This window comes from Streptococcus infantis, assembly GCF_019929575.1.
GTDB lineage: Bacteria > Bacillota > Bacilli > Lactobacillales > Streptococcaceae > Streptococcus > Streptococcus infantis_L.
Window position 1 is genome coordinate 25,617 of sequence record NZ_JAHZPU010000013.1, and the last position, 24,631, is coordinate 50,247.

Sequence of the window (24,631 nt, forward strand, 5' to 3'; positions counted from 1 at the left end):
ATGAGAGAGAGCATGCTAGTTCAGCTATTTGCTTTGTATTTAGAGAGTTTAGTGTTGACAATTCTACTGGTCTTGATTATTTTGGGACTCTGGATTGGACTTAGAGCTCTGTCGGGGGTTGATAAAACTGCTAAAGCACGTCAAGCCCATCTCTACGATATGATTATGATTGGAGTTTTGACCATTCCAGTATTGTCATTTGCAACCATGAGCATCTTGTTGGTTCTCAAGGCTTAATAGTTGTAAAATGGGATTTAATTCGTTAGAATAAAAATAGTTACAACAAGAAAGAAGGAAAGAGAATGTACGATACGATTATTATCGGTGCAGGCCCTGCTGGGATGACTGCAGCCTTGTACGCAGCACGCAGTAATCTGAAAGTGGCTTTGATTGAAGGAGGCCTTCCAGGAGGTCAAATGAATAATACTTCTGACATTGAAAACTATCCAGGCTATGCCAATATCAGTGGCCCAGAATTAGCAGAAAAGATGTTTGAACCTCTTGAAAATCTAGGTGTTGAACATCTCTATGGCTTCGTTGAAAATGTTGAGGATCATGGCGAATTCAAAAAAGTCGTAACAGACGACCAAGTTTATGAAACTCGCACAGTTATCGTAGCGACTGGTTCCAAACACCGTCTCTTGGGAGTTCCAGGTGAAGAAGAACTCAATAGCCGTGGTGTTTCTTACTGTGCGGTTTGTGATGGAGCCTTTTTCCGCGACCAAGATTTGTTGGTCGTAGGTGGAGGTGACTCCGCGGTTGAAGAGGCTATCTTCTTAACACGGTTTGCAAAATCTGTAACTATCATTCACCGTCGTGATGAACTTCGTGCTCAAAAAGTCTTGCAAGATAGAGCTTTTGCCAATGAAAAAATCAATTTCATTTGGGATTCTGTTGTCAAAGAAATCAAGGGTGAGAACCGTGTTGAGTCGGTTGCCATTGAAAATGTTAAAACAGGACAAGTGACTGAACAAGCCTTTGGTGGTGTCTTCATCTATGTTGGATTGGACCCAGTTAGTGACTTCGTCCAAGAGTTGCAGATTCGAGACCAAGCAGGTTGGATTGTGACAGATGACCACATGAAGACAAGTGTTACAGGTATTTTTGCTGTTGGCGATGTTCGCCAGAAAGACCTTCGACAAGTTACAACAGCAGTTGGAGATGGCGCCATTGCAGGTCAAGAGGCCTATAAATATATTACTGAACATAGTTAAAAAGGCGGTGGGACAGAAATCGATAGACAAAGTCTCGATTTCGTAGTCCCAGCCTGCGAGTATGATTAGAGCTTTTTGGAGTTTAAAAGACGAACAAAAAGTTCAATCAGCTACTGCGTCAAAGTTTGATTGCTAATAAAAAGTGAGGTCGGGATCTTTTGTCCCAACCTCACTTTTTATTAGATCCGATTTCTAAAGACTTCGTACATGAGGATAGCAGCTGCGACACTGGCATTGAGGCTCTGTACGTGACCATTCATAGGAATGGTGATCATCTCGTCTACTTGTTTCTTGATGTTGCTTGAAATACCTTTGCCTTCATTTCCGATGATGAGAGCAATCTTTCCTTTGGTATTCCATTTGTTGCAAGGAGTTCCATTCATATCAGTTCCAAAAGTCCAGAATCCTTCGTCTTTGAGTTTGTCCAAGGTTTGACTGAGATTAGTGACTCGGGCAATAGGAACATGCTCAATGGCACCTGTTGCTGTTTTAGCAACGACAGGAGTAACACCGACAGCTCGGTGTTTGGGAATGATGACACCTGAAACATTGGTTGCATCAGCTGTTCTCAAGATAGAACCGAGATTATGTGGGTCCGTTAAACCATCAAGGATTAGTAGTAGTGGGTTTTCTTCCTGGCGTGTCTTAGCAAGAATTTGCTCAAGTTCAGTGTAGGCAAATTCAGAAACACGCAAGACAAAACCTTGGTGAACAGCTCCTTCAGTCATCTCAGAAAGTGATTTTTTAGAAGTCCAAGAAATGGATACTTTCTTTTCAGTAGCCAATTCCTTAACTTTTTCCACATTCTTTCCTCGTAAATCTTCCTGAAGGTAGAGTTTGTTTCCAGTATTTGCTAAAAGAGCTTCTGTGACGGCATGAACGCCATAGACAATATCGTTTGTTTTCATATCTTCATTATAACACAAAATCCCGCCTTGCAACGGGATTTTCTTTATTCAAGAATGAGCAAGCCATCTTTAACTTCAAATGGGTCTTTTTCATTGATGCGATCGTAGAACATAATGCCATTTAAGTGGTCAATTTCGTGTTGAACTACAATAGAGTTATAGCCCTTAAGTTTAATGCGGTGCTTTTCTCCATCCTTATCAAAATAGTCGACAGTTACTCGAGCATGGCGGATAACATAGCCTGGAACAGCACGGTCAACAGACAAGCAACCTTCTCCCTCACCTAAAGCAGCATCTTGGACTGAGTGAGAGACGATTTTAGGATTGTACATAACAGCTTGTAAGTCATAGGCTTCTTGAGGAGTTTCACCTTCCTCAGTGATATTTGGTACTAGCACGGCAATGATTCGTTTTGAAATATCTAATTGCGGTGCAGCAAGCCCAACACCTCCACGTAGCCCTAATTTTTCAGCCATAACAGGATCTTGCGAGTGTTTCAAAAATTGCATCATTTTTTCTCCAAGAATGATATCTTGGTCACTCAAAGGGAAACTGACCTCCTCGGCAACGGCACGAAGAGTAGGGTTCCCTTCGCGGATAATATCATTCATATCGATTAAATGAGCAGCTTTGGTAATTCGTTCTATAGCAGACATATTCTTTCCTTTCCTTCCATTACAATTACATGATAACACAAAACAGATGAGAAAGAAAGTCACAGAAGTTGCTAAAAAATAATATAATAAAAGGAAATACCTATTTGTCTGTGGTATAATAGAATAAGGAAAATGACTTTAAAATTATGGGAGAAAAGATATGGAACAACGTAGTAGTAGAAGAAAAAGTGGTCCCGTTTTACAAGCTATTAGACATTCTGTTCGATTTTTCAGGAACTATAAGCAGTGGAATAATCGCACTTTTATTGTGGTCTTGTTAGCTTCGGTAGCCGTCTCGATGATGCTTACTTTATTAGTGGAAGGAGCTCGAGGGATTTCTTTAAGCAGTAGTGATCCAAGTTCCACACACCAACAGTCAAGTTCTCAGGCAAAGAATGCAGAGACAGAACAAGAAACAAGTGCTCGGATCATGGCCAATGGTGATCTGCTCTATCATGACATTATCTACATTTCAGCCAAAAAATCAGATGGCACCTATGATTTTCATGATAATTTTGAGTATGTAAAACCTTGGCTTAAGCAAGCAGACTTAGTTCTTGGTGATTTCGAAGGAACCGTAAATAAAGACCACTATCTTGCTGGTTATCCTTTGTTTAATGCACCTGGTGAAGTCATGGACGCTATAAAAGATGCGGGCTATCAAGTGCTAGATTTGGCTCACAATCATATCTTGGATTCTCAGATTGAGGGCGTGGTTTCAACTGCAGATGCTATTGAAAAGGCAGGAATGACACCGGTCGGGGTCTATACCCATGAATCACGAGATAAGGCGCCTTTACTTATCAAGGAAGTTAATGGTATTAAAGTTGCTATTTTAGCTTATTCCTATGGTTTTAACGGCATTGAACAAAGCATTTCTCAAGAGGATTATAATCGTTATCTTTCAGACTTAGACGAAGATAAAATGAAGGCTGAAATTGAACGAGCAGAGGAGGAGGCGGATATTACAATTATCATGCCTCAGATGGGAGTTGAGTATCAAATTGAGCCGACTGAGGAGCAAAAGAAACTTTACCATAAAATGATTGATTGGGGAGCTGATATTATCTTTGGTGGTCACCCTCACGTTGTTGAACCAGCTGAAACGGTTGAAAAAGACGGTGATAAAAAGCTTATCATCTACTCTATGGGGAATTTTATCTCAAATCAACGGATTGAAACCATGCAGGATGTTGAAAATGCCAAGTGGACGGAACGTGGAGTCCTCATGGATGTGACTATTAAGAAGAAATCCGGAAAAACGACTATTGAGACGGCCCAAGCCCATCCAAGCTGGGTGAGTCGTACTCCAAAGGGAGGCTATTCTCCAGAAGGCTACCCACTCTATCTTTACCAAACCTATATCTTGGAAGATTTTATAGAGGGCGGGAAATACCGTAGTCAGTTAGACGAGGCCACAAAGCAAAGGATTGATACAGCCTATAAAGAAATGAACGAGCATGTAGGTTTGAAGTGGTAGTGACTTGAATCACAAGGAGACACAATGGAAATTAAGATAATAGCGACAGATATGGACGGTACTTTGTTGGATCCTCAAGGACAACTGGACCTACCTCGACTAGAGAAAATTTTAGATCAGCTAGATCAACGAGATGTTCGTTTTGTCATTGCAACTGGAAATGAAGTTCATCGAATGCGACAATTACTGGGACATCTAGCAGATAGAGTAGTTCTCGTGGTTGCTAATGGCGCTCGTATATTCGAAAATGATCAATTGATTCAAGCTCAGACTTGGGACGATGCTATGGTTGATAGGGCTTTGGGCCATTTTAAAGGCAGAGAGTGTCAGGATCAGTTTGTCGTAACTGCTATGAATGGCGGTTTTGTCAAGGAAGGAACTGTTTTTACAGAACTTGATAAATTTATGACTTCGGAGATGATAGAGAAATTTTATCAACGAATGCACTTTGTTGATGAATTTGATTCTAGTCTCTTTGGAGGTGTCCTCAAGATGAGTATGGTTGTTGGAGAAGAACGATCAGATGTGGTTTTACAGGAAATCAATGACTTGTTTGATGGTCATGTTCGAGCTGTTTCTAGTGGCTACGGCTGTATTGATATTTTACAAGATGGGATTCATAAGGCATGGGGCTTAGAGGAGTTGCTCAAACGTTGGAACTTAAAATCAGAACAAATCATGGCTTTTGGTGATAGTGAAAATGACATCGAAATGTTAAAGTTGGCAGGAATTTCTTACGCCATGGAAAATGCTGAGGAGTCTGTTAAGGAAGTTGCGAGAAAAGTGGCGCCAGCTAACAGTCAGGCAGGTGTTTACCAAGTTTTAGAGAACTGGCTAGAAGAAGGAGAATAACTTGGCAGTACAACTATTAGAGAACTGGCTCTTAAAAGAGCAAGAGAAAATTCAAACCAAGTATCGTGAACTTAATCAAATCTCGGTAATTGAACCAGATATCATTTTTATTGGGGATTCTATTATTGAGTATTATCCCTTGCAAGAATTATTGGGAACGTCAAAAACCATTGTGAACCGAGGGATTCGAGGTTACCAGACGGGACTTTTACGAGAAAATCTTGATGCTCATCTTTATGGCGATGCAGTGGATCAAATTGTACTTTTGATTGGGACAAATGACATTGGAAAAGATGTTCCAATGAATGAAGCGCTAAACAATCTTGAGAGCGTGATTCAAACTATTTCTCGCGACTATCCACTGTCACAGATAAAGCTAGTTTCCATTTTGCCGGTCAATGAGAGTACGGACTTCAAGCAGACAGTTTATATTCGTACCAATGAGAAAATCAAGGCCTGGAACCAAGCCTATCAAGACCTTGCCTCTGCCTATATGCAGGTTGAATACGTATCTGTTTTTGAGAACTTACTCGATCAGGAAGGGCAACTTAAGGCAGACTACACAACAGATGGCCTTCATCTCAGTGTCGCTGGTTATCAAGCTTTATCAAATAGTTTTAAAAAATATATTTCACTGACATGAAATAAATTTAAGAGTCATAAATATTATAAAAATTCTTCTTGTAGATATAAAAAAGTGATAAACATGCACTATAATCTATAAGTTGAATTTTTTGTTTTTATCATAAATTCACTAGAATACTGGATTATTTTTGCTTTATAAAGCACTAGGAAGGAATAATAACAGAGATTTAGATGTGTGAATTTTAAATTTACAGATATTAAATATTCCTTATTAATGCATATTATACATTTCGAGAATAGAGCTTCTGAGCATCGTTATTCTTGCTATAAATCCTGTAGTATGGTATACTGGTAGCGTTACTGGTAATGTGGGGAAGTCCATTTTCTTTTCTGTAAAAAGTCAATAAACTTACATATTATTAGTTAAAATGTAAAATAAGGAGAACTTATCACATGATAAGAAGAGAGCAACAACGATTTTCTTTAAGAAAATACAAAGTTGGTGTCGCATCAGTTTTCTTAGGAACAACCCTTAGCTTCATGATGGCTAATGGTAGTGCTGTAAATGCTGCTGAGATTGTAGCAAAGCAAACTACTGAGAATACTGAACTAGTCGGTAACAAAGACGACAAGGAAAAGTTGAAAGAGCCATCAACGGATGTGGTAACTTCAGCTAATTCTGAAATTTCAGAAGTTAAGCCAGAAACATCAACACCTGAAGTTAAGTCTGAAGAAGTAAAATCAGAACCAACTGAAGTAAAATCAGAAGAAACAAAAGCTGAAAAAGCTGAGGAAAAAACATCTGTTAGTCCTGAGGCAAAACCAGAGTCTTCTAAGCCAGTAGCAACAACTGCTTCAAAAGCAGAAGAAGTTGTAGTAGCTAAGCCTAAGGCAGAAGAAAAGACTGAATCTAAATCAGAGGAAAAATCTGAGCCTAAAGCAGAAGTTTCAGCTGTAGCTGAGGCAACTAGCCTTGATACAACTGCTAGTGTAGCTAATGTTGCAGCAAAACCACTAGTAGATACAGAAACACTTGCTTTGGCTGCTGAGAACACTGTAAATGCCGGTGCTTTGGCTACAAATGGTGGTCGTCGCCGTAACCGTCGTGCTGCAACTGATCATAACACAGAAGCAATAGCAACTACAACTACACTTAAAGATGGTGAAACAGCAGATCCAGATATGACAGATCCTGTTGGTGCAACTGTTAAATCACAGGATGTACCTGCTGGATATGAAAGAAAAGAAGGAGATGTTTATACATATAGTATCGTAGATCTTACTAAGTTTAATGAACGTTATGGAACAAAATACTATACTCGTGCTTATAAGAAATTTGATTCTTCTACAGATACAACAGTTGAATTGATTGATAAAACTACTGGCAGTATAGTGGAAACTAAAATAGTTACAGCTACAAGTGGAACTCAAAAATTCGCGACTACTACAACAGCTTCTAGAGGAGAATTAACTTGGCAAGTCAGTTACGACAGTGGAGCCGGTAGTGGACCTGGTAAAACGGATCAGCCATTTATTCAATTGAGTTATGAAGTTGGAGCAAGTATTCAAGCTCTAGTAGCTGCTGGACACAATCTTACTCCTACAGAAAAAGCTTTGTATGATGAGGTTTATGCGACTCGTAGATCAAACGACGTTATTAATGCTGTAGAACCAGCGTATAACGGACGTTCTATTACAGAAACGAATGCAAAGATTCCTTTAGCAGTTGAAAAAACAACTTATTATCGAGTAGTTGATAAAAACAATCCAACATTTAATGCTAATAAGACTGATAAAAATGTTCAAGATTACGTTGCAAATGGAAATGAAGTTGACTTAGCTAAATACACTCTTAAAGCTATGGAAGGTCAGAAGTTTACGGCATCTGGCGAGCGTAAGTTTGAAGGCTATAAATTGTATCAAACAGTTGATGCAAACGATAAATCAGGTTATGTAAGTCGTCCTTATACTGTTGGTACTAAATTCATGGATGCAGACCGTTATGGTATTAAACGGATTAAAGAAATCGTCGGTGAAGATGGAACGGTTGTTGTTCGTGTTTATCTTCTTGATCCAAAACAACAAAGCAAACGCTCGGATGGTTCATTAAGTACTGATGGTTACATGTTGCTAGCAGAGACTAAACCTATTAAACCAGGTGAGTATAATACAGAAGACTTAGTCGTTAAGAAAACACCACTTCATACAATTGCTTTTACGGATACTAATGGTGTAAACTATCCAAATGGTAAAGAAATTGAGTTTGGCTTCCAAACAGCTGCAAATTATACACCGAAGAAAACAGTATTCGTACCATTCTTAGGAGATGGGATTGGACACTCTTCTCCAAACTCTCAATTGGAACGTGGAGTAGGAGGAATCGGTGTAAACGTAGACTTGCTCAATACATTAGTACCGTATAAACAACCTATCTACTACTATGTTAAAGTGGATCCAGTAACTTATACACCTGAAGTAAGCAAAGTTCTTGATGGTCGTACTTTGAACGATGGTGACTTTAGCTTTACTCTTAAACAAGAAGGTGGTACACACCAAGAAACTGCTACAAACAAAAATGGTAAAGCAACATTTAGTGAACTAACTTTCGAAAAACCAGGTACTTATACTTATAAGATTACAGAAGTTGCTGGTTCGGATACGAATGTTGACTATGATGGTATGGAGGTTACTCTTACAGTTACCGTTACACAAAATGCTCAAGATAAACTTGAAGTTCAAGCAGTCTATACATCAACAGGTGGTCATGCTGAAGGTGAAAATGACAAGGTATTCAACAACTATGTCGTAGCTCCAGTTAAGACTAAGTTTGACTTTAGCAAGGCTCTCGCAGGTCGTGAGTTGAAAGCCGGTGAATTTAGCTTCGTATTGAAAGATTCGACTGGTAAAGTTCTTCAAACTAAGACAAATACTAAAGCAGGTGTTGTAGCCTTTGATGATTTGACCTTTGACAATACACAAGTTGGTACTCACAAGTACACTGTAGAAGAAGTTCAAGGTTCTGAAGCAGGAATGACTTATGACCCAATGAAAGCTGAAGTAACGATCACTGTTACTAAAGAAGGTCACGTTCTTAAAGCAACAAACACACTTCCTGCAGATACAGAATTCAACAATACCTTCACACCATCTCCTGTTAAAGTAAACCTTGAGTTTGATAAATCACTCTCAAATGGGAACTTGAATGCAGGTGACTTTAGCTTCACTTTGACTGGTGATAACAATGTTAATGAAACTGTAACAAATAAAGCTAATGGTAAGATTAACTTCAGCGAATTGTCATTTGATCAAGTGGGTGTCTACAACTATACTGTTAAAGAAGTTAAAGGCGATAAAGCTGATGTAGACTACGATGCAATGACTATCGCAGTTAAAGTAACTGTAACCAAAGATGCAAGTACTGGTCTTTTGTCAGCTAAAACTGCAATGACCTCTACTGGTGGTGAAGCAACTGGTGAAGATGATAAAATCTTTAACAACCATGTAGTGGCACCAGTAACAGCTCAATTTGACTTCAGCAAAGCTCTTGCAGGTCGTACACTTAAGGCTGGTGAATTTAGCTTTGTATTGAAAGACAAAGATGGCACTGTTATCCAAACAAAACAAAATGATGCCGCTGGTAAGGTTAAATTTGATGCCTTGACATTTACAAATGCTCAAGTTGGTGATCACAAGTACACTGTAGAAGAAGTTATCCCAGAAACAAAAGAAGCTGGTATGACTTATGACACCATGAAGGCTAACGTGACAGTTACTGTTACGAAATCTGGACATGCACTTACAGCTGTAGCAACACTTCCACAAGACAAAGAGTTTAACAATACCTTTACCCCAACTGCAACACAAGCTCAATTCAAGTTCACTAAGAAACTTGAAGGTAAAGAGCTTATGAAGGATGCCTTCACATTTGAATTAGTTGAAAATGGCAAAGTCATCCAAACTAAGAAAAATGCGGCTGATGGAACTATCCAATTTGATGCAATCTTATACGATGCAGAAGGGACTCATACCTATACTGTACGTGAAGTAGTTGGTACTGACACAAACATTGATTATGATTCAATGAATGCAGAAGTAACCGTAACAGTTACGAAAGATGCTGCATCTGGTATCTTGAATGCAGCAGTTACAATGCCGGATGATACTGAGTTTAATAACTATCATGTGGCTCCAGTCGTTGCAAGATTTGACTTTACTAAGAAATTAGCAGGTCGTGAACTTAAAGACGGCGAATTTAGCTTTGTTCTTAAAGATTCAACTGGTCAAACTCTTGAAACAGTAACAAATAAAGCTGACGGAACAGTAACATTCACTGAATTATCATTTGATAATACTAAAGTTGGAACTCATACTTATACAGTAGAAGAAGTTATCCCATCTACTAAAGAGCTTGGTATGACTTATGACACTATGAAAGCAACAGTCACAGTTGAAGTTGCTAAGAATGGTCACACATTGACTACTGTAACAAACGTAACATCAACTGGCGGTGTCAATGCTGATGGAACTTCAACAGAAGGAACTGATGATAAAGAATTCAACAACAAGATCACTCCTCCTGAAACACCTGAATTCCAACCTGAAAAATTTGTTCTTAACAAAGAGAAATTTGACATTACAGGAACAAAACTTGTAGATGATGACGATGAGTTGACTGATGAGTACACTGCTACAAATGCAAACCCATATGCAGATGGAACTTCAAACAACGAAGCAGAAAACATCAATACTAAGACTGTTGAACGTGGTGATAAATTAGTTTACCAAGTATGGTTGGATACTAAGAACTTCACTGACAAAAACAACATCCAATCAGTTGGTATCTCTGATACTTACGATGCAGATAAATTAACTGTTAACGCTGCTGATATTAAAGCATATGACAGTGAAACTGGGGATGACGTAACTGACAAGTTTGACATTAAGGTTGAAAATGGTGTTATTACAGCAACATCTAAGACTTCTGTAAACAAATCATTAGGTGATGTAGATAATACGCAAGTTATCGATACATCTAAATTTGCATTTGGTCGCTACTATAAATTTGATATCCCAGCAACTGTTAAAGATGACGTTGCGGGTGGAGTGGATATTGAAAATAAAGCCAATCAAATCGTTCATGTCTATAACCCAGTAAGCAAATCTGTTGAAAAACCAGAAAAACCAACTCAAAAACGTGTAAACTCTGTACCAATCACTGCAGAATTCAACTTCACAAAACGTTTGGAAGGTCGTGAACTTAAAGCTGGCGAATTTACATTCGAGTTGAAAGACAGCGACAATATTGTGATTGCGACTGCAACCAACGATGCAGATGGTAAGATTAAATTCTCTCCGGTAGAGTACACAAATAAAGCTGGTGAAAAAGTCACTGCCCTTAAATACAAGAAGGGTCAAGAAGGTACTTACACTTACTCTGTAACAGAGGTGAAAGGTACAGACGCAACTGTCATTTACGATACTATGAAGGCAGAAGTAACTGTAACAGTATCTCATGACGGTATAGCTAAAGCATTGCTTGCTAACGTAACTGAACCAGCTGATAAAGAGTTTAACAATACAGTAACTCCTCCAACAGAACCTAAGTTCCAACCAGAGAAGTATGTATTGAATACAGAGAAATACTCAATCACTGATAACAAGCTTCTTGATGATGATAAAGAGTTGGCAGACAAGTACGCAGATACCAATGCGAACCCATATGTAGACCAAACTAACAACAACGAATCAGAAAACATCAATACTAAGACTGTTAACCGCGGAGATAAGATTTACTACCAAGTATGGTTGGATACAACTAAATTCTCAGCAGATAACAAAGAAAACGTTCAATCAGTAGGAATCACTGATGACTTCGATGAAACAAAAGTTGATGTAGATGGTTCAGCCATCAAGGCTTACGATTCAGTAACTGGTGACGATGTAACAAACAAATTCGACATCAAGGTTGAAAATGGTGTGATGACTGCAACTCTTAAAGCTGGCTTCACGAAGTCATTGGGTGATGCAGAAAATACTCAAATCATTGACACAACTAAATTTGCATTTGAACGTTACTACAAATTTGATATCCCAGCAACTGTTAAAGCTGACGTTGCAGGTGGAGTAGACATCGAAAATACTGCGGCTCAAGTAGTAAACTACTACAACCCAGTAAGCAAGACTGTTGAAAAACCAAACAAACCAACTGAAAAACGTGTAAACAGCGTACCAATCTCAGTTGAATTCAACTTCACTAAGAAATTAGAAGGCCGTGAACTTAAAGAAAACGAATTCAGCTTCGTTCTTAAAGATTCAGAAGGTAAGACTCTTGAAACTGTAAGCAACGATGCGGCTGGTAACGTTAAGTTCAAAGCTCTTGAATTCAAGAAAGGTCAAGAAGGCGTACACAACTACACAGTAGAAGAAGTTAAAGGAACAGACGCAACCGTTACATACGACACCATGAAAGCGAATGTAACAGTTACAGTGAAACACGATGGAACAGCTAAAGTTCTTATCGCGACTGTAGGCGACATTGCGGATAAAGAATTTAACAACCGTGTCACTCCTCCAGAAGAACCTAAGTTCCAACCAGAGAAATACGTTGTTTCTGAAGAGAAATTCGATATCACAGGCGACAAGCTCGTTGATGATGATAAAGAGTTGGCAGACAAGTACGCAGATACCAATGCGAACCCATATGCGGACGATGCATCAAACAACGAAGCTCAAAACTTGAACACCAAGACTGTGAAACGTGGCGACAAGTTGGTTTACCAAGTATGGTTGGATACAACTAAATTTGACGCAGCTAACAAGGACAACATCCAATCAGTAGGAATCTCAGATGACTACGATGAAGCTAAATTGGAACTTGATTCTACTAAGATCAAAGCTTACGATTCAGTAACAGGCGCAGAAGTAACAGATAAATTCGACATCACTGTGAACAACGGTGTGATCACTGCAACTCTTAAAGCTGGCTTCACTAAGTCACTTGGAGACGCAGAAGATACTCAAATCATCGATACAACTAAGTTCGCATTCGGACGTTACTACAAGTTCGACATCCCAACAACAGTGAAAGCTGATGTACCTGGTGGAGTAGACATCGAAAATACTGCGGCTCAAATTGTAAACTACTACAACCCAGTAAGCAAGACTGTTGAAAAACCAAGCAAACCAACTGAAAAACGTGTGAACAGCGTACCAGTATCAGTAGAATTCAACTTCACAAAACGTTTGGAAGGTCGTGAGCTTAAAGCTAACGAATTCAGCTTCGTTCTTAAAGATTCAACAGGTAAAGTTGTTGAAACTGTAACGAACGATGCATCTGGAAACGTTAAGTTCTCAGCTATCGAATTCAAGAAAGAACAAGCAGGCGTTCACAACTACACTGTTGAAGAAGTGAAAGGTACTGATGGAACTGTTACTTATGATGAGATGAAAGCAGTAGTAACTGTAGAAGTTAAACATGACGGAACAGCGAAAGCTCTCATCACGAACGTAACTGATCCAGCAGACAAAGAGTTCAACAACAAGGTGACTCCACCAGAAACTCCTGAGTTCAATCCAGAGAAATATATTCTTAATGAAGAGAAATTTGATATCACTGGAAATAAACTCCTTGATGATGATAAAGAGTTGACTGATAAAGTAGCTGATACCAACAAAGATCCATACGTGGACAAAGTTGATAATAATGAAAAGCAAAATATCAATACTCAAACACTCCATAAGGGTGATAAGGTTGTTTACCAAGTATGGTTAGATACAACTAAATTCACTGAAGCTCACAATATTCAATCTGTTGGTATTACAGATAAATATGATAGCGAAAACTTGGATGTTAATGAAGCTGAAATTAAGGCTTATGATTCAGTAACTGGTGAAGATGTAACAGCTAAGTTTGATATCTCAATTGTGGATGGTGTCATTACTGCTACATCTAAGGCTGACTTGACTAAGTCACTTGGAGATGCAGAAAATACTCAAGTAATCGACACTGCTAAATTAGCATTTGGACGTTACTACAAGTTTGATATTCCAGCACGTATCAAGGGAACTGCTAAAGAAGGTGTAGATATTGAAAATACAGCTTCTCAAATTGTTCACCAATATGATCCAACTAAGAAATCAGTTGAAAAACCAGAAAAACCAACTGAAAAACGTGTTGTTAATATTCCAGTGAAAGTTGAATTCAACTTCACGAAGAAATTGGAAGGTCGTGCGTTGAAAGCTGGTGAATTCAGCTTCGTATTGAAAGACAAAGATGGTAACGTGATTGAAACCGTAAGCAATGATGCTGAAGGTAAGATCAAGTTCTCAGCTCTTGAATTCAAACGTGGTCAAGAAGGTACTTATATCTATCATGTAGAAGAAGTGAAAGGTACAGAGGCTGGAGTTGAGTACGATAAGATGGTAGCGACTGTTGGAGTTACTGTAACTAAGGATGGTAAAGTGTTGACTCTTACTTCACAAATGCCTGAAGATACTGAGTTTAACAACAAGGTAATACCGCCAACACCGCCAACACCACCAACACCGCCAACACCACCAACACCACCAACACCACCAACACCGCCAACACCACCAACACCACCAACACCAGTAACACCAGTAACACCACCAACACCAGAAAAACCTAAAGGTCCTGAGTTGCCAAACACTGGTGAACAATCTAAATCTGGAATTGCTGCACTTGGTGCTGCACTTGGTCTTGTAGGTCTAGGTTTGGTTGCGAAACCCAAAAAAGAAGATGAAGCTTAACATTTCTAGTTTTCTAGAATGATTCAAGATTTGTCTTTGAATATCTAAACAAAAGATATTCTAAAGTTGGTTATACATTTATTAAATAAGTGTATGTAATCGCAAGAAGAGAGGTTAATGCCTCTCTTTTTGTTTTTATAATTTATTTAAGAAACCGAAAGCTTTGAAGAAATATAAAACTTTAAAATTAATTAAACAAATGGTAACTAATTGTACATTTTTCAAATAAGTATGATATAATATGATTAGATAATCAAATGTTTTCTAATCGTAAAGGAGGTTATTATGAAGCATAAATTGTCTAGATATTTAACATTTTTTTTTAATGTTTTTGCTAATAGGTTTATCAATAGCTAAATTATCAAAAACAGTTCAAGCGGATTCGGTGACGGGTTATAATCTTGATACTAAGATTATTCATGAGCGATCTGGTCTTGAATTGAGTGATGATGTGGAAGTTATTGCTGGGGAACGTTTAATCGCAACTTATCAATTAACTTTTCCAGATAGTCAGAGTATCTCTGAGAATGATCAATTGATTTTAGATATTCCTAGAGAGCTCAGATTGATTACGAATTTGACCTTTGACGTTACAAATAGTAAGGGCACGAAGGTTGGTATTGCTCAAACAGATCCTAGTACAGGGAAAGTTACAGTAACTTTTACAGATTATTTTGCTAAGAGACCTGAGAATAAAGAGCTTTCTTTACAGTTTAATTTAACTATTAATCGAGAAGTCATTAAGGAGAGTCAACCAGTTACTGTTACCATTGGTCATAAGACTTATAGTTTCAAGTACAAACAAGATAGTGGCGAAGCAGGCGACTATGAGATGAAATACGGTTATCAAGATGATACAGATCCAAGTATTATTAAGTGGCGTATTCTCCTGAATGCGAATCAAGATATGATTCGTGGGATGACAATTACGGATACTTTTGGGGATGGACAAACCTTAATTCCTGAGAGTTTTCGTGCAGTTCGTTATGAAACACAACCAACAAAAATTCGTAACGAAGCTCATATTCTCACGTTAGAGCCATCAGATAACTTTTCAAACAAGGCAGTATTCACTAAAAATGCTCAAGGAGGAATCACAGGCTTTACGATTCCATTTGGAGATAACTATCATTGGGCAATGTATATTGAATACTCTACTAAATTACCAGATGGAGTTCCTGCAGGTTCATTAGTATCGAATAATTTAGCATGGTCTGCAACAAATTTTAAAACACGTAGTATGGTACGTGAAGTCCGTCTAGAGTCAGGATCAGGTTTTGGTAACGCAGAAAAATCAGAATCAGTTATCTTAAAGGCCCACAAAACTTTAAAAGGGAAAACACTAGAAAAAGATCAGTTTAACTTTGCACTTTATGATGCTGCAAACCCTAGTGAACCTCTTCAAATTGTAAAAAATGCTGAAGATGGAAGTGTAACCTTCAATGCTATTAAGTATAAAAAAGAAGGAGTTTACAACTATATCATTCGTGAAGTTATTCCTGAAAGCACTAATAATTACGATTATGATAGTCATGAACTAAAGGTTACTGTAACAGTAACGGATGATGATGGTATCAAAATGGGAACAGTGTCTTACGGTGAAGAGGAAACTACATTTATCAATACTTATCGAGGAACTACAAGTATAAAAGGTAAGAAAATTTGGAATGATACAGATAACAAAGCTGGCATTCGTCCAGATGCTATAACTGTTCGTCTTTTAGCTAACGGTAAAGAAGTAGCAAGTAAATCTGTTAAATCAGAAGATAATTGGAACTTTACATTTGATCAGCTACCTGAAAATGATGCTGAAGGAAATGCAATTGTTTATACTGTAGCAGAAGACAAAGTTGAGGGGTATACGACAGAAATAGATCAGACAAACTACATCATCACTAATACACATGTCCCTAATATTCCTGATACTCCTGAAGTGACAGAATTAAAAGTCAGCAAGATTTGGGAGGATGCTGATAATGAAGCAGGAAAACGCCCAAATAGCATTAAGGTACAACTCTATGCTGATGGAAGTAAAGTAGGGCAAGAAGTTATTTTGAACGAAGATAATAATTGGACTCATACTTTTACAAATCTTCCGAAATATTTAGCAGGGAAAATGATTAGCTATACAATTAGTGAAGTCAATGTTCCTGAGGGATATGTATCAAAAATAGTTCGAGATAATGAAACGAACCTAGTTTTGGTTAATACCTATCAACCACCAGTACCTCCGGGTCCAATAACGCCTCCAGGCTCAGTAACGCCTCCAGGCTCAGTAACGCCTCCAGGTCCAGTAACACCTCCAGGTCCGGTCACACCTCCAGGTCCAGTAACACCTCCAGGTCCAGTAACACCTCCAGGTCCGGTCACACCTCCAGGTCCAGTAACACCTCCAGGCTCAGTAACACCTCCAGGTCCGGTCACACCTCCAGGTCCAGTAACACCTCCAGGCTCAGTTACACCTCCAGCACCAGTAACATCATCAACGCCTGAAAAGAAAAAGGCTAATGAGTTACCGAAAACAGGTGAACAGAAAACTACAGTTTTAATCGTTTTAGGAGTAGCGCTTGGTTTAGTTGGATTGAGTTTGGTTGCTAAACGTAAAAAATAATATAAGAAAAAGAAACATTTTCCAAAATATAATCAGGAAGTGTTTCTGATAGATGATTTAAGAGAGGACGTCAAACTCCTCTCTTTTTTAGAGTAGGTAGACCTATCAATTGATTTCTTTAGTATATTTATATTTTCAACAAAAATAAACCGTTTTCACTTGACAAAAATTGGTCTATACCATATAATAAAATAAAGAATATGGAGGACAAAATTATGAAAGTTATTCAAGTGGAAAATCCAATTGAAGGTGGAAAAGTTGCTTTTGATATCTTAAAAGAAAAATTGGAAAACGGTGCACAAACATTGGGACTTGCAACAGGAAGTAGCCCTCTGGAGTTTTACCAACAAATCGTTGAGAGCGATCTTGATTTTTCAAATCTTACAAGTGTGAACTTGGATGAGTACGTAGGTCTTGATGGGGACAATCCTCAATCATATCGTTACTTCATGCAAGAAAATCTTTTCAATAAGAAACCATTTAAAGAAAGCTTCTTGCCACGTGGTGTCAAGGATAATGCAGAAGCAGAAGTAGAACGCTACAACCAAATTCTTGCTGACCATCCAGTTGACCTACAAATCTTAGGAATTGGTCGCAATGGTCATATTGGCTTTAATGAACCAGGCACACCATTTGACAGTCAAACTCATCTTGTAGAACTTGACCAGTCTACTATCGAAGCTAACGCACGTTTCTTTGAGAAGATTGAAGATGTTCCAACTCAAGCTATTTCAATGGGGATTAAAAACATTTTGGATGCTAAGTCTATCCTTCTATTTGCTTATGGGGAATCAAAAGCAGAAGCTATCGCTGGAACTGTTGAAGGCCCTGTGACAGAAAGTCTACCGGCAAGTAGCCTACAAAACCATCCAGATGTGACCATTATCGCAGATGCAGCAGCACTCAGCTTGTTAAAAAAATAAGATTTTAATCATTAAAAACCATTCGATCCTATAGATTGGGTGGTTTTTTGGTTTGGATATGTTCAAAAAATGAATACAGTTTATCTGAAAGTGGTACAATAATTTTAATAGAGGAGTGAGTGATAGATTTTCCCTTGAAAAGAAGAATATATAATCCTCATTTTTTAAAAATTAAATGGAATGATTTGGGAGAATTTCATTTTTTTCTTGACAATTTTCTTCATTCCGTGTAAAATAGAATAGATCTTGAACTTGAAGGGAGTGAAAAAAATGTCTAAAACAGTAGTACGTAAGAATGAATCTCTTGACGATGCTCTTCGTCGTTTCAAACGTGCAGTTACTAAAGCTGGTACTCTTCAAGAAACACGCAAACGTGAATTCTATGAAAAACCTTCTGTAAAACGTAAACGTAAATCAGAAGCAGCTCGTAAACGTAAAAAATTCTAATTAATAAGAAAGGCTAGACTTGTCTAGTCTTTTTTGTTTTAAATAAATCCTATAAATCCTGCAAAATTCTGAAACTTCCTACTACAATTTGATATAATAGTAGGGAGAACTCGATTGAAGGAGAAAATTATGTCGGTTTTAGTCAAAGAAGTGATTGATAAGCTCAGACTAGATATTGTCTATGGTGAGCCAGAATTACTTGAAAAAGAAATCAATACAGGCGATATTTGTCGTCCAGGTCTCGAAATGACAGGCTATTTTGATTACTATACCCCAGAGCGGATTCAACTATTGGGGATGAAAGAGTGGTCTTATCTGATTAGCATGTCTTCTAATAATCGCTACCATGTTTTGCAGAAATTGTTCCAACCGGAAACACCTGCAGTTATTGTTGCGCGTGGTTTAGTAGTTCCAGAGGAAATGCTAAAGGCCGCTAGAGAATGTAAAATCGCTATTTTAACGAGTCGTACAGCAACAAGTCGTCTGTCTGGAGAATTGTCAAGTTACCTAGATTCTCGTTTGGCTGAGCGTGAAAGTGTACATGGTGTCTTGATGGATATCTATGGTATGGGTGTGTTAATCCAGGGCGACAGTGGTATTGGTAAGAGTGAGACAGGTCTAGAACTCGTGAAACGAGGACACCGTTTGGTAGCGGATGACCGTGTAGATATCTTTGCTAAGGATGAAATGACTCTCTGGGGTGAACCAGCTGAAATCTTGAAGCATTTACTTGAGATTCGTGGTGTTGGTATTATAGATGTGATGAGTCTTTATGGTGCCAGTGCAGTTAAGGATTCTTCACAAGTTCAGTTGGCTGTCTATCTAGAAAATTATGACACGCAAAAGACTTTTGATCGCCTAGGCAATAATGCTGAGGAATTGGAGATTTCTGGAGTAGCTATTCCACGTATCCGCATTCCTGTAAAAACAGGACGTAATATTTCTGTCGTTATCGAAGCAGCAGCTATGAATTATCGTGCTAAGGAAATGGGCTTTGATGCTACTCGACTATTTGAAGAAAGATTGACAAATCTGATTGCAAAGAACGAGGTGAAAGATGATTGATCCAATCGCTTTTCAAATTGGTCCTTTAGCTGTTAGATGGTATGCACTCTGCATCGTTTCAGGTCTTGTTTTAGCGGTATATCTTGCCAGTAAAGAAGCGCCTAAAAAGAAGGTTTTATCTGATGATATTTTGGACTTCATCTTAATTGCCTTTCCTTTGTCAATCATTGGAGCTAGACTCTACTATGTTATTTTTAGATTTGATTACTATAGCCAACATCTGGGAGAGATTTTTGCTATTTGGAATGGTGGTCTTGCGATTTATGGTGGTTTAATTACTGGCGCGATTGTACTCTATATCTTTGCTGACCGCAAATTAATCAATACTTGGGATTTCTTAGATATTGCAGCTCCGAGCGTTATGATTGCTCAGAGTCTAGGGCGTTGGGGAAACTTCTTTAACCAAGAAGCTTATGGAGCAGTCGTTGACAATCTAGACTATTTACCTGGTTTTATTAAGAATCAGATGTACATTGATGGCTCATATCGACAACCAACCTTCTTATACGAATCTATCTGGAATCTGATCGGTTTTTCCTTGATTGTCGTTTTTAGACGTCGATTAAAGAGTGTCCGTCGTGGTCATATCACTGCCTTTTATCTAATTTGGTACGGATTTGGACGTATGATTATTGAGGGTATGCGTACGGATAGTCTCATGTTCTTTGGACTTCGAGTATCCCAGTGGTTGTCTGCACTATTGATTGGCCTTGGTATTTATATCATCTTTTATCAAAAACGGAAAAAAGCACCATTTTATAATGTAAAAAAGGAGAATTAAAATGTTAGAAGTGGCTTATATTATTGTGGCAATTGCCTTGGTTGTATTTTTAGTTTATCTGATTATTACCCTTCAAAAAGTTGGTCGTGTAATCGATGAAACTGAAAAAACTGTTAAAACTTTAACATCAGATGTAGATGTAACTCTTCATCAAACAAATGAATTGCTTACAAAAGTCAACGTTCTTGTTGATGATATCAATGTCAAAGTTGCTACAATTGATCCCCTCTTTACAGCAGTTGCAGACCTTTCTGTTTCTGTTTCTGACCTAAATGAGCAAGCACGTGTTTTGAGTAAAAAAGCATCATCTGCTGGATCAAAAACTATAAAAACTGGTGCAGGTTTATCTGCCATTCGTGTTGCAAGTAAATTTTTTAAAAAATAAAAAGGAGTTGACTAATGGGAAAACTATCATCTATCCTTTTAGGAACTGTTTCAGGTGTTGCAGCTGCCTTGTTTCTAACTAGTGACAAAGGTAAACAAGTTAGAAGCCAAGCACAAGAATTTTTAGAAGATCTAAAAGAAGATCCTGAGTATGCTAAAGAGCAGGTTTGTGAAAAATTAACGGATGTCAAAGAACAAACCAAAGAATTCGTTCTTAAAACAAAAGAGCAGATTGAATCTGGGGAAATTACTCTGGACACTGTCTTAGATAAAGCAAAACACCATGCTCAACAAGCGACTGAAGCTTCAAAAGAAACCTTGAATCATTTCAAATCACAACTGGAAGAAAAAGTAGTTGTGGAAGAAAATGGAAATGGTCAAGAAATTGTCATTGAACTTCAAGAAAATTAAAATAGAGTCACCATTCTTTGTTTCCTAGAAAATCAAGAATGGTGATTTTTTTTCTTGAGTGAACTCTTTGTGGTATAATAAATACTATGCAGAAGAAACCGACATCAGCCTATGTGCATATTCCGTTTTGCACACAGATTTGTTATTATTGTGACTTTTCAAAGGTCTTTATTAAAAATCAGCCAGTAGACAGCTATCTAGAGCATCTACTGCAAGAATTTCATTCTTATGATATTCAAAAATTGCGTACACTCTATATTGGTGGTGGGACACCGACAGCCTTGTCTGCTTCTCAATTGGAAGTTTTGTTAGATGGATTGACTAAAAATCTGGACTTATCAATATTGGAAGAGTTGACCATTGAGGCTAATCCTGGTGATCTGGATGCTGATAAGATTGCTGTTTTGCAAAATTCTGCAGTTAATCGTGTTTCACTAGGTGTTCAGACCTTTGATGATAAAATGCTGAAAAAGATTGGGCGTAGTCATACAGAAAAGGATATTTATGAAAATATCGACCGCCTCAAATTGGCTGGTTTTGACAATATTTCCATTGACTTGATTTATGCACTTCCTGGTCAGACTATGGAACAAGTTAAGGACAATGTTGCCAAGGCAATTGCCCTTGATATTCCTCATATGAGTCTCTATAGCTTAATTTTAGAGAATCATACGGTTTTTATGAATCGTATGAGACGAGGGAAATTACCACTTCCTAAGGAAGAATTAGAAGCAGAGATGTTTGAGTATATCATTGCAGAACTAGAAAGAGCTGGCTTTGAGCACTATGAGATTTCTAACTTTTCTAAGCAAGGCTTTGAAAGTCGCCATAATCTTATGTACTGGGACAATGCCGAGTATTATGGTATTGGTGCAGGTGCGTCTGGCTATGTAGACGGTGTTCGCTATAAAAACCATGGGCCGATCCGCCATTATTTAAAGGCGGTAGAAGAGGGAAGTGCTCGTATCAATGAAGAACACTTGAGTCAACGGGAGCAAATGGAAGAAGAGATGTTTCTCGGCCTTCGCAAGAAGTCAGGAGTTTCCATGGCACGCTTTGAAGAAAAATTTGGACGGTCTTTCCAGGAACTTTATGGAGATGTTGTTAGAGAATTGATTCAACAAGGTCTTATGCAGGTTGAGGGTGATTGTGTTCGTATGACTAAGAGAGGTCTCTTCTTAGGTGATACAGTAGCAGAACGATTTATATTGGAGTAAAATTATGGGCTTAACTTATCAAATGAAGATGAAAATTCCTTTTGATATGGCTGACATGAATGGTCATATCAAGCTACCAGATGTGATCTTGTTGTCCCTCCAGGTCTCAGGGATGCAGTCAATTGAACTGGGAGTGAGTGATAAGGATGTTTTAGAACAGTATAATCTGGTCTGGATTATCACAGATTATGATATTGACGTGGTTCGTTTGCCTCGTTTTGCTGAGGAAATCACCATTGAAACAGAAGCTTTGACCTATAATCGTCTTTTTTGCTACCGCCGATTTACTATTTATGATGAAGATGGTCAAGAAATCATTCATATGGTAGCTACCTTTGTCCTTATGGATCGTGAGAGTCGAAAGGTTCATCCTGTAGTATCAGAAATTGTCGCTCCTTACCAATCTGAGTTTTCTAAGAAACTGGTCCGTGGGCCAAAATATACAGAGCTGGAAGAAGCGATAAGCAAGGACTACCACGTTCGTTTCTATGACTTAGATATGAATGGTCACGTCAATAACAGCAAATACCTGGATTGGATTTTTGAGGTCATGGGAGCCGATTTTCTGACCAACCATATTCCCCAAAAAATCAACCTCAAATATGTCAAGGAAGTTCGACCAGGCGGAATGATTACTTCTAGTTATGAATTGAATGAACTAGAAAGCAATCACCAAGTCTCAAGTGATGGCGACATCAATGCTCAAGCAAAGATAACTTGGCAAGAAATTAAAAAAAATTAGAAAGAAAGATATGACTTATAAAGGATATTTAATTGATTTAGACGGAACAATCTATAGGGGGAAAGATAGAATTCCAGCAGGAGAAGCTTTTGTTCATGAGTTACAAAAAAGAGAGATTCCTTATCTTTTTGTGACAAACAACACCACTCGTACTCCTGAAAGTGTTCAAGAGATGTTAGCCAATCACTTTAACATCGACACCCCTGTGTCAACCATCTATACCGCAACCTTAGCGACTATTGATTACATGAATGACCGAGGACTTGATAAGACAGTCTATGTCATCGGAGAAGCAGGGCTCAAGGAAGCCATTCAAGAAGCAGGGTATGTGGAAGATAAAGAAAATCCAGCCTATGTGGTTGTTGGTTTGGACTGGCAAGTAGACTATGAAAAATTTGCTACGGCAACCCTAGCTATCCATAAAGGTGCTCATTTTATCGGTACCAACCCTGATTTGAACATTCCAACTGAACGTGGACTTTTGCCTGGTGCTGGTTCACTGATTTCTCTTCTTGAAGCAGCAACTCGCGTAAAACCAGTTTATATTGGAAAACCTAATGCGATTATTATGGACAAGGCTGTTGAACACCTAGGACTTGAACGTCAAGAAATTGTCATGGTGGGGGATAATTATCTTACTGATATTCGAGCTGGTATTGACAATGACATTCCTAGCCTTTTGGTGACGACAGGATTTACAAAACCTGAAGAAGTAGAGGATTTGCCAATTGCCCCAACTCATGTCCTTTCAAGTTTAGCGGAGTGGGATTTCGATGAAAACTAAGTTTACTTTTGTAGGAAGTATTCTCTTTCTCCTCTCGCTTGCTATTTTATTGACCATTTACCTGGCTTGGTTGGTCTATCCTCAGGAAATTTCTTGGTTAAACTTGACAAGTCGTGTTCATCTGCAACCTCAGACAATCCAGCAAAATTTTAATGTTTTGATGGATTATTTGACCAATCCATTGAATCAAGTATTGGAAATGCCAGATTTTCCTTCATCTGCTTCTGGAATCCATCATTTTGCAGTTGTGAAGGGACTCTTCCATCTGGCTCAAGGAGTAGCAATCGTAACGCTGCCGATTTTCTATCTTTTTTGGAAGCAGGTCATTCAAAAAGGATTTCTATCTCTCTACCGTAGAGGAATTTTAATCATGCTCTCGCTACCTTTGGTTCTTAGTTTAGTTGGAGTTTTCATTGGATTTGAGCAGTTCTTTACTTTGTTTCACCAAATCCTTTTTGTAGGTGATGATACCTGGTTATTTGATCCGGCAAAGGATCCTGTCATTCTTATCCTACCAGAGGACTTTTTCCTCCATGCCTTTCTTCTATTTTTCTGCTTGTATGAATTGATTTTTGGATTTCTGTACCTACAAAGTCGAAAAACAAATAGATAAGTCAAGAAAAGTATTACTGATTCCAAATAAAATCTAGGAAAAAACTATCGTTTGTAACATGAATATTTCTACATTTAAGCAAAACATTCACATTTGATTCTAAAAAACCTATTTTTCCCCAATTGTCAAGTCAAGTGCAACAAAGTTGTTCCTCTGATTAAGCGAGTATCTTTCAAGCTGTTTGAGCTG

The 24,631-nt window shown here is 38.2% G+C and carries 19 protein-coding genes; 17 read left to right on the top strand and 2 right to left on the bottom strand.

Annotation, left to right across the window (positions count from 1 at the left end):
* Positions 1 to 12 precede the first annotated feature (12 nt).
* A complete protein-coding gene (locus K1I67_RS05875; RefSeq protein ID WP_000960970.1) occupies positions 13 to 237 on the top strand; it encodes a DUF4059 family protein in 225 nt (74 codons plus the stop codon).
* A gap of 65 nt (positions 238 to 302) precedes the next feature.
* Positions 303 to 1,214, top strand: coding sequence for a thioredoxin-disulfide reductase (gene trxB, locus K1I67_RS05880; protein ID WP_223339219.1), 912 nt, complete (start codon positions 303 to 305; stop codon positions 1,212 to 1,214).
* Between the two features lie 179 nt (positions 1,215 to 1,393).
* Here trxB and rlmB read toward each other — a convergent pair whose 3' ends face one another.
* The gene (gene rlmB, locus K1I67_RS05885; protein ID WP_223339220.1) at positions 1,394 to 2,122 is read right to left on the bottom strand and encodes a 23S rRNA (guanosine(2251)-2'-O)-methyltransferase RlmB; all 729 of its coding nucleotides are present in this window, start codon (positions 2,120 to 2,122) and stop codon (positions 1,394 to 1,396) included.
* Between the two features lie 44 nt (positions 2,123 to 2,166).
* Positions 2,167 to 2,778, bottom strand: coding sequence for a peptide deformylase (def, locus tag K1I67_RS05890; RefSeq protein WP_223339221.1), 612 nt, complete (start codon positions 2,776 to 2,778; stop codon positions 2,167 to 2,169).
* A gap of 160 nt (positions 2,779 to 2,938) precedes the next feature.
* Here def and K1I67_RS05895 point away from each other — a divergent pair, with 160 nt between their 5' ends.
* The 15 genes from K1I67_RS05895 (at position 2,939) to K1I67_RS05965 (ending at position 24,442) form a co-directional block, all read left to right on the top strand.
* A complete protein-coding gene (locus tag K1I67_RS05895; RefSeq protein WP_223339222.1) occupies positions 2,939 to 4,258 on the top strand; it encodes a CapA family protein in 1,320 nt (439 codons plus the stop codon).
* A 24-nt stretch (positions 4,259 to 4,282) separates the two neighbouring features.
* On the top strand, positions 4,283 to 5,110 hold the full coding sequence (locus tag K1I67_RS05900) for a Cof-type HAD-IIB family hydrolase (protein WP_223339223.1): 828 nt from the start codon (positions 4,283 to 4,285) through the stop codon (positions 5,108 to 5,110).
* A 1-nt stretch (position 5,111) separates the two neighbouring features.
* Entirely contained in the window at positions 5,112 to 5,753 is a 642-nt protein-coding gene (locus tag K1I67_RS05905) for an SGNH/GDSL hydrolase family protein (protein ID WP_223339224.1), read from the top strand.
* Between the two features lie 395 nt (positions 5,754 to 6,148).
* Positions 6,149 to 14,464, top strand: coding sequence for a Spy0128 family protein (locus K1I67_RS05910; RefSeq protein ID WP_223339225.1), 8,316 nt, complete (start codon positions 6,149 to 6,151; stop codon positions 14,462 to 14,464).
* Positions 14,465 to 14,789: 325 nt separating this feature from the next.
* Positions 14,790 to 17,075, top strand: a complete 2,286-nt coding sequence (locus tag K1I67_RS05915) for a Cna B-type domain-containing protein (RefSeq protein WP_223339226.1) — start codon at positions 14,790 to 14,792, stop codon at positions 17,073 to 17,075.
* A gap of 215 nt (positions 17,076 to 17,290) precedes the next feature.
* A complete protein-coding gene (locus K1I67_RS05920) occupies positions 17,291 to 17,998 on the top strand; it encodes a glucosamine-6-phosphate deaminase (RefSeq protein ID WP_049526994.1) in 708 nt (235 codons plus the stop codon).
* Positions 17,999 to 18,268: 270 nt separating this feature from the next.
* Positions 18,269 to 18,445, top strand: coding sequence for a 30S ribosomal protein S21 (gene rpsU / locus K1I67_RS05925; RefSeq protein WP_000048054.1), 177 nt, complete (start codon positions 18,269 to 18,271; stop codon positions 18,443 to 18,445).
* A gap of 129 nt (positions 18,446 to 18,574) precedes the next feature.
* Positions 18,575 to 19,510, top strand: coding sequence for an HPr(Ser) kinase/phosphatase (hprK, locus tag K1I67_RS05930; protein ID WP_223339227.1), 936 nt, complete (start codon positions 18,575 to 18,577; stop codon positions 19,508 to 19,510).
* The gene (lgt, locus tag K1I67_RS05935; protein WP_223339228.1) at positions 19,503 to 20,291 is read left to right on the top strand and encodes a prolipoprotein diacylglyceryl transferase; all 789 of its coding nucleotides are present in this window, start codon (positions 19,503 to 19,505) and stop codon (positions 20,289 to 20,291) included. The genes hprK and lgt overlap by 8 nt, the downstream gene beginning before the upstream one ends.
* 1 nt (position 20,292) lies before the next feature.
* Positions 20,293 to 20,676, top strand: coding sequence for a DUF948 domain-containing protein (locus tag K1I67_RS05940; RefSeq protein WP_000895021.1), 384 nt, complete (start codon positions 20,293 to 20,295; stop codon positions 20,674 to 20,676).
* Positions 20,677 to 20,690: 14 nt separating this feature from the next.
* Positions 20,691 to 21,086 carry a YtxH domain-containing protein gene (locus K1I67_RS05945; protein WP_223339229.1) on the top strand — a complete coding sequence of 132 codons (396 nt, stop codon included), beginning with the start codon at positions 20,691 to 20,693 and terminating at the stop codon, positions 21,084 to 21,086.
* Positions 21,087 to 21,172: 86 nt separating this feature from the next.
* On the top strand, positions 21,173 to 22,303 hold the full coding sequence (gene hemW, locus K1I67_RS05950; RefSeq protein WP_223339230.1) for a radical SAM family heme chaperone HemW: 1,131 nt from the start codon (positions 21,173 to 21,175) through the stop codon (positions 22,301 to 22,303).
* A gap of 4 nt (positions 22,304 to 22,307) precedes the next feature.
* Positions 22,308 to 23,045 carry an acyl-[acyl-carrier-protein] thioesterase gene (locus tag K1I67_RS05955; RefSeq protein WP_223339231.1) on the top strand — a complete coding sequence of 246 codons (738 nt, stop codon included), beginning with the start codon at positions 22,308 to 22,310 and terminating at the stop codon, positions 23,043 to 23,045.
* A 10-nt stretch (positions 23,046 to 23,055) separates the two neighbouring features.
* Complete coding sequence (locus K1I67_RS05960) at positions 23,056 to 23,829, top strand: TIGR01457 family HAD-type hydrolase (RefSeq protein WP_223339232.1); 774 nt, start codon at positions 23,056 to 23,058, stop codon at positions 23,827 to 23,829.
* Positions 23,819 to 24,442: a TIGR01906 family membrane protein gene (locus K1I67_RS05965; protein ID WP_223339233.1), complete on the top strand. Its 624-nt coding sequence runs from the start codon at positions 23,819 to 23,821 to the stop codon at positions 24,440 to 24,442. Before K1I67_RS05960 ends, K1I67_RS05965 begins: the two co-directional genes overlap by 11 nt.
* Positions 24,443 to 24,631: the final 189 nt, after the last annotated feature.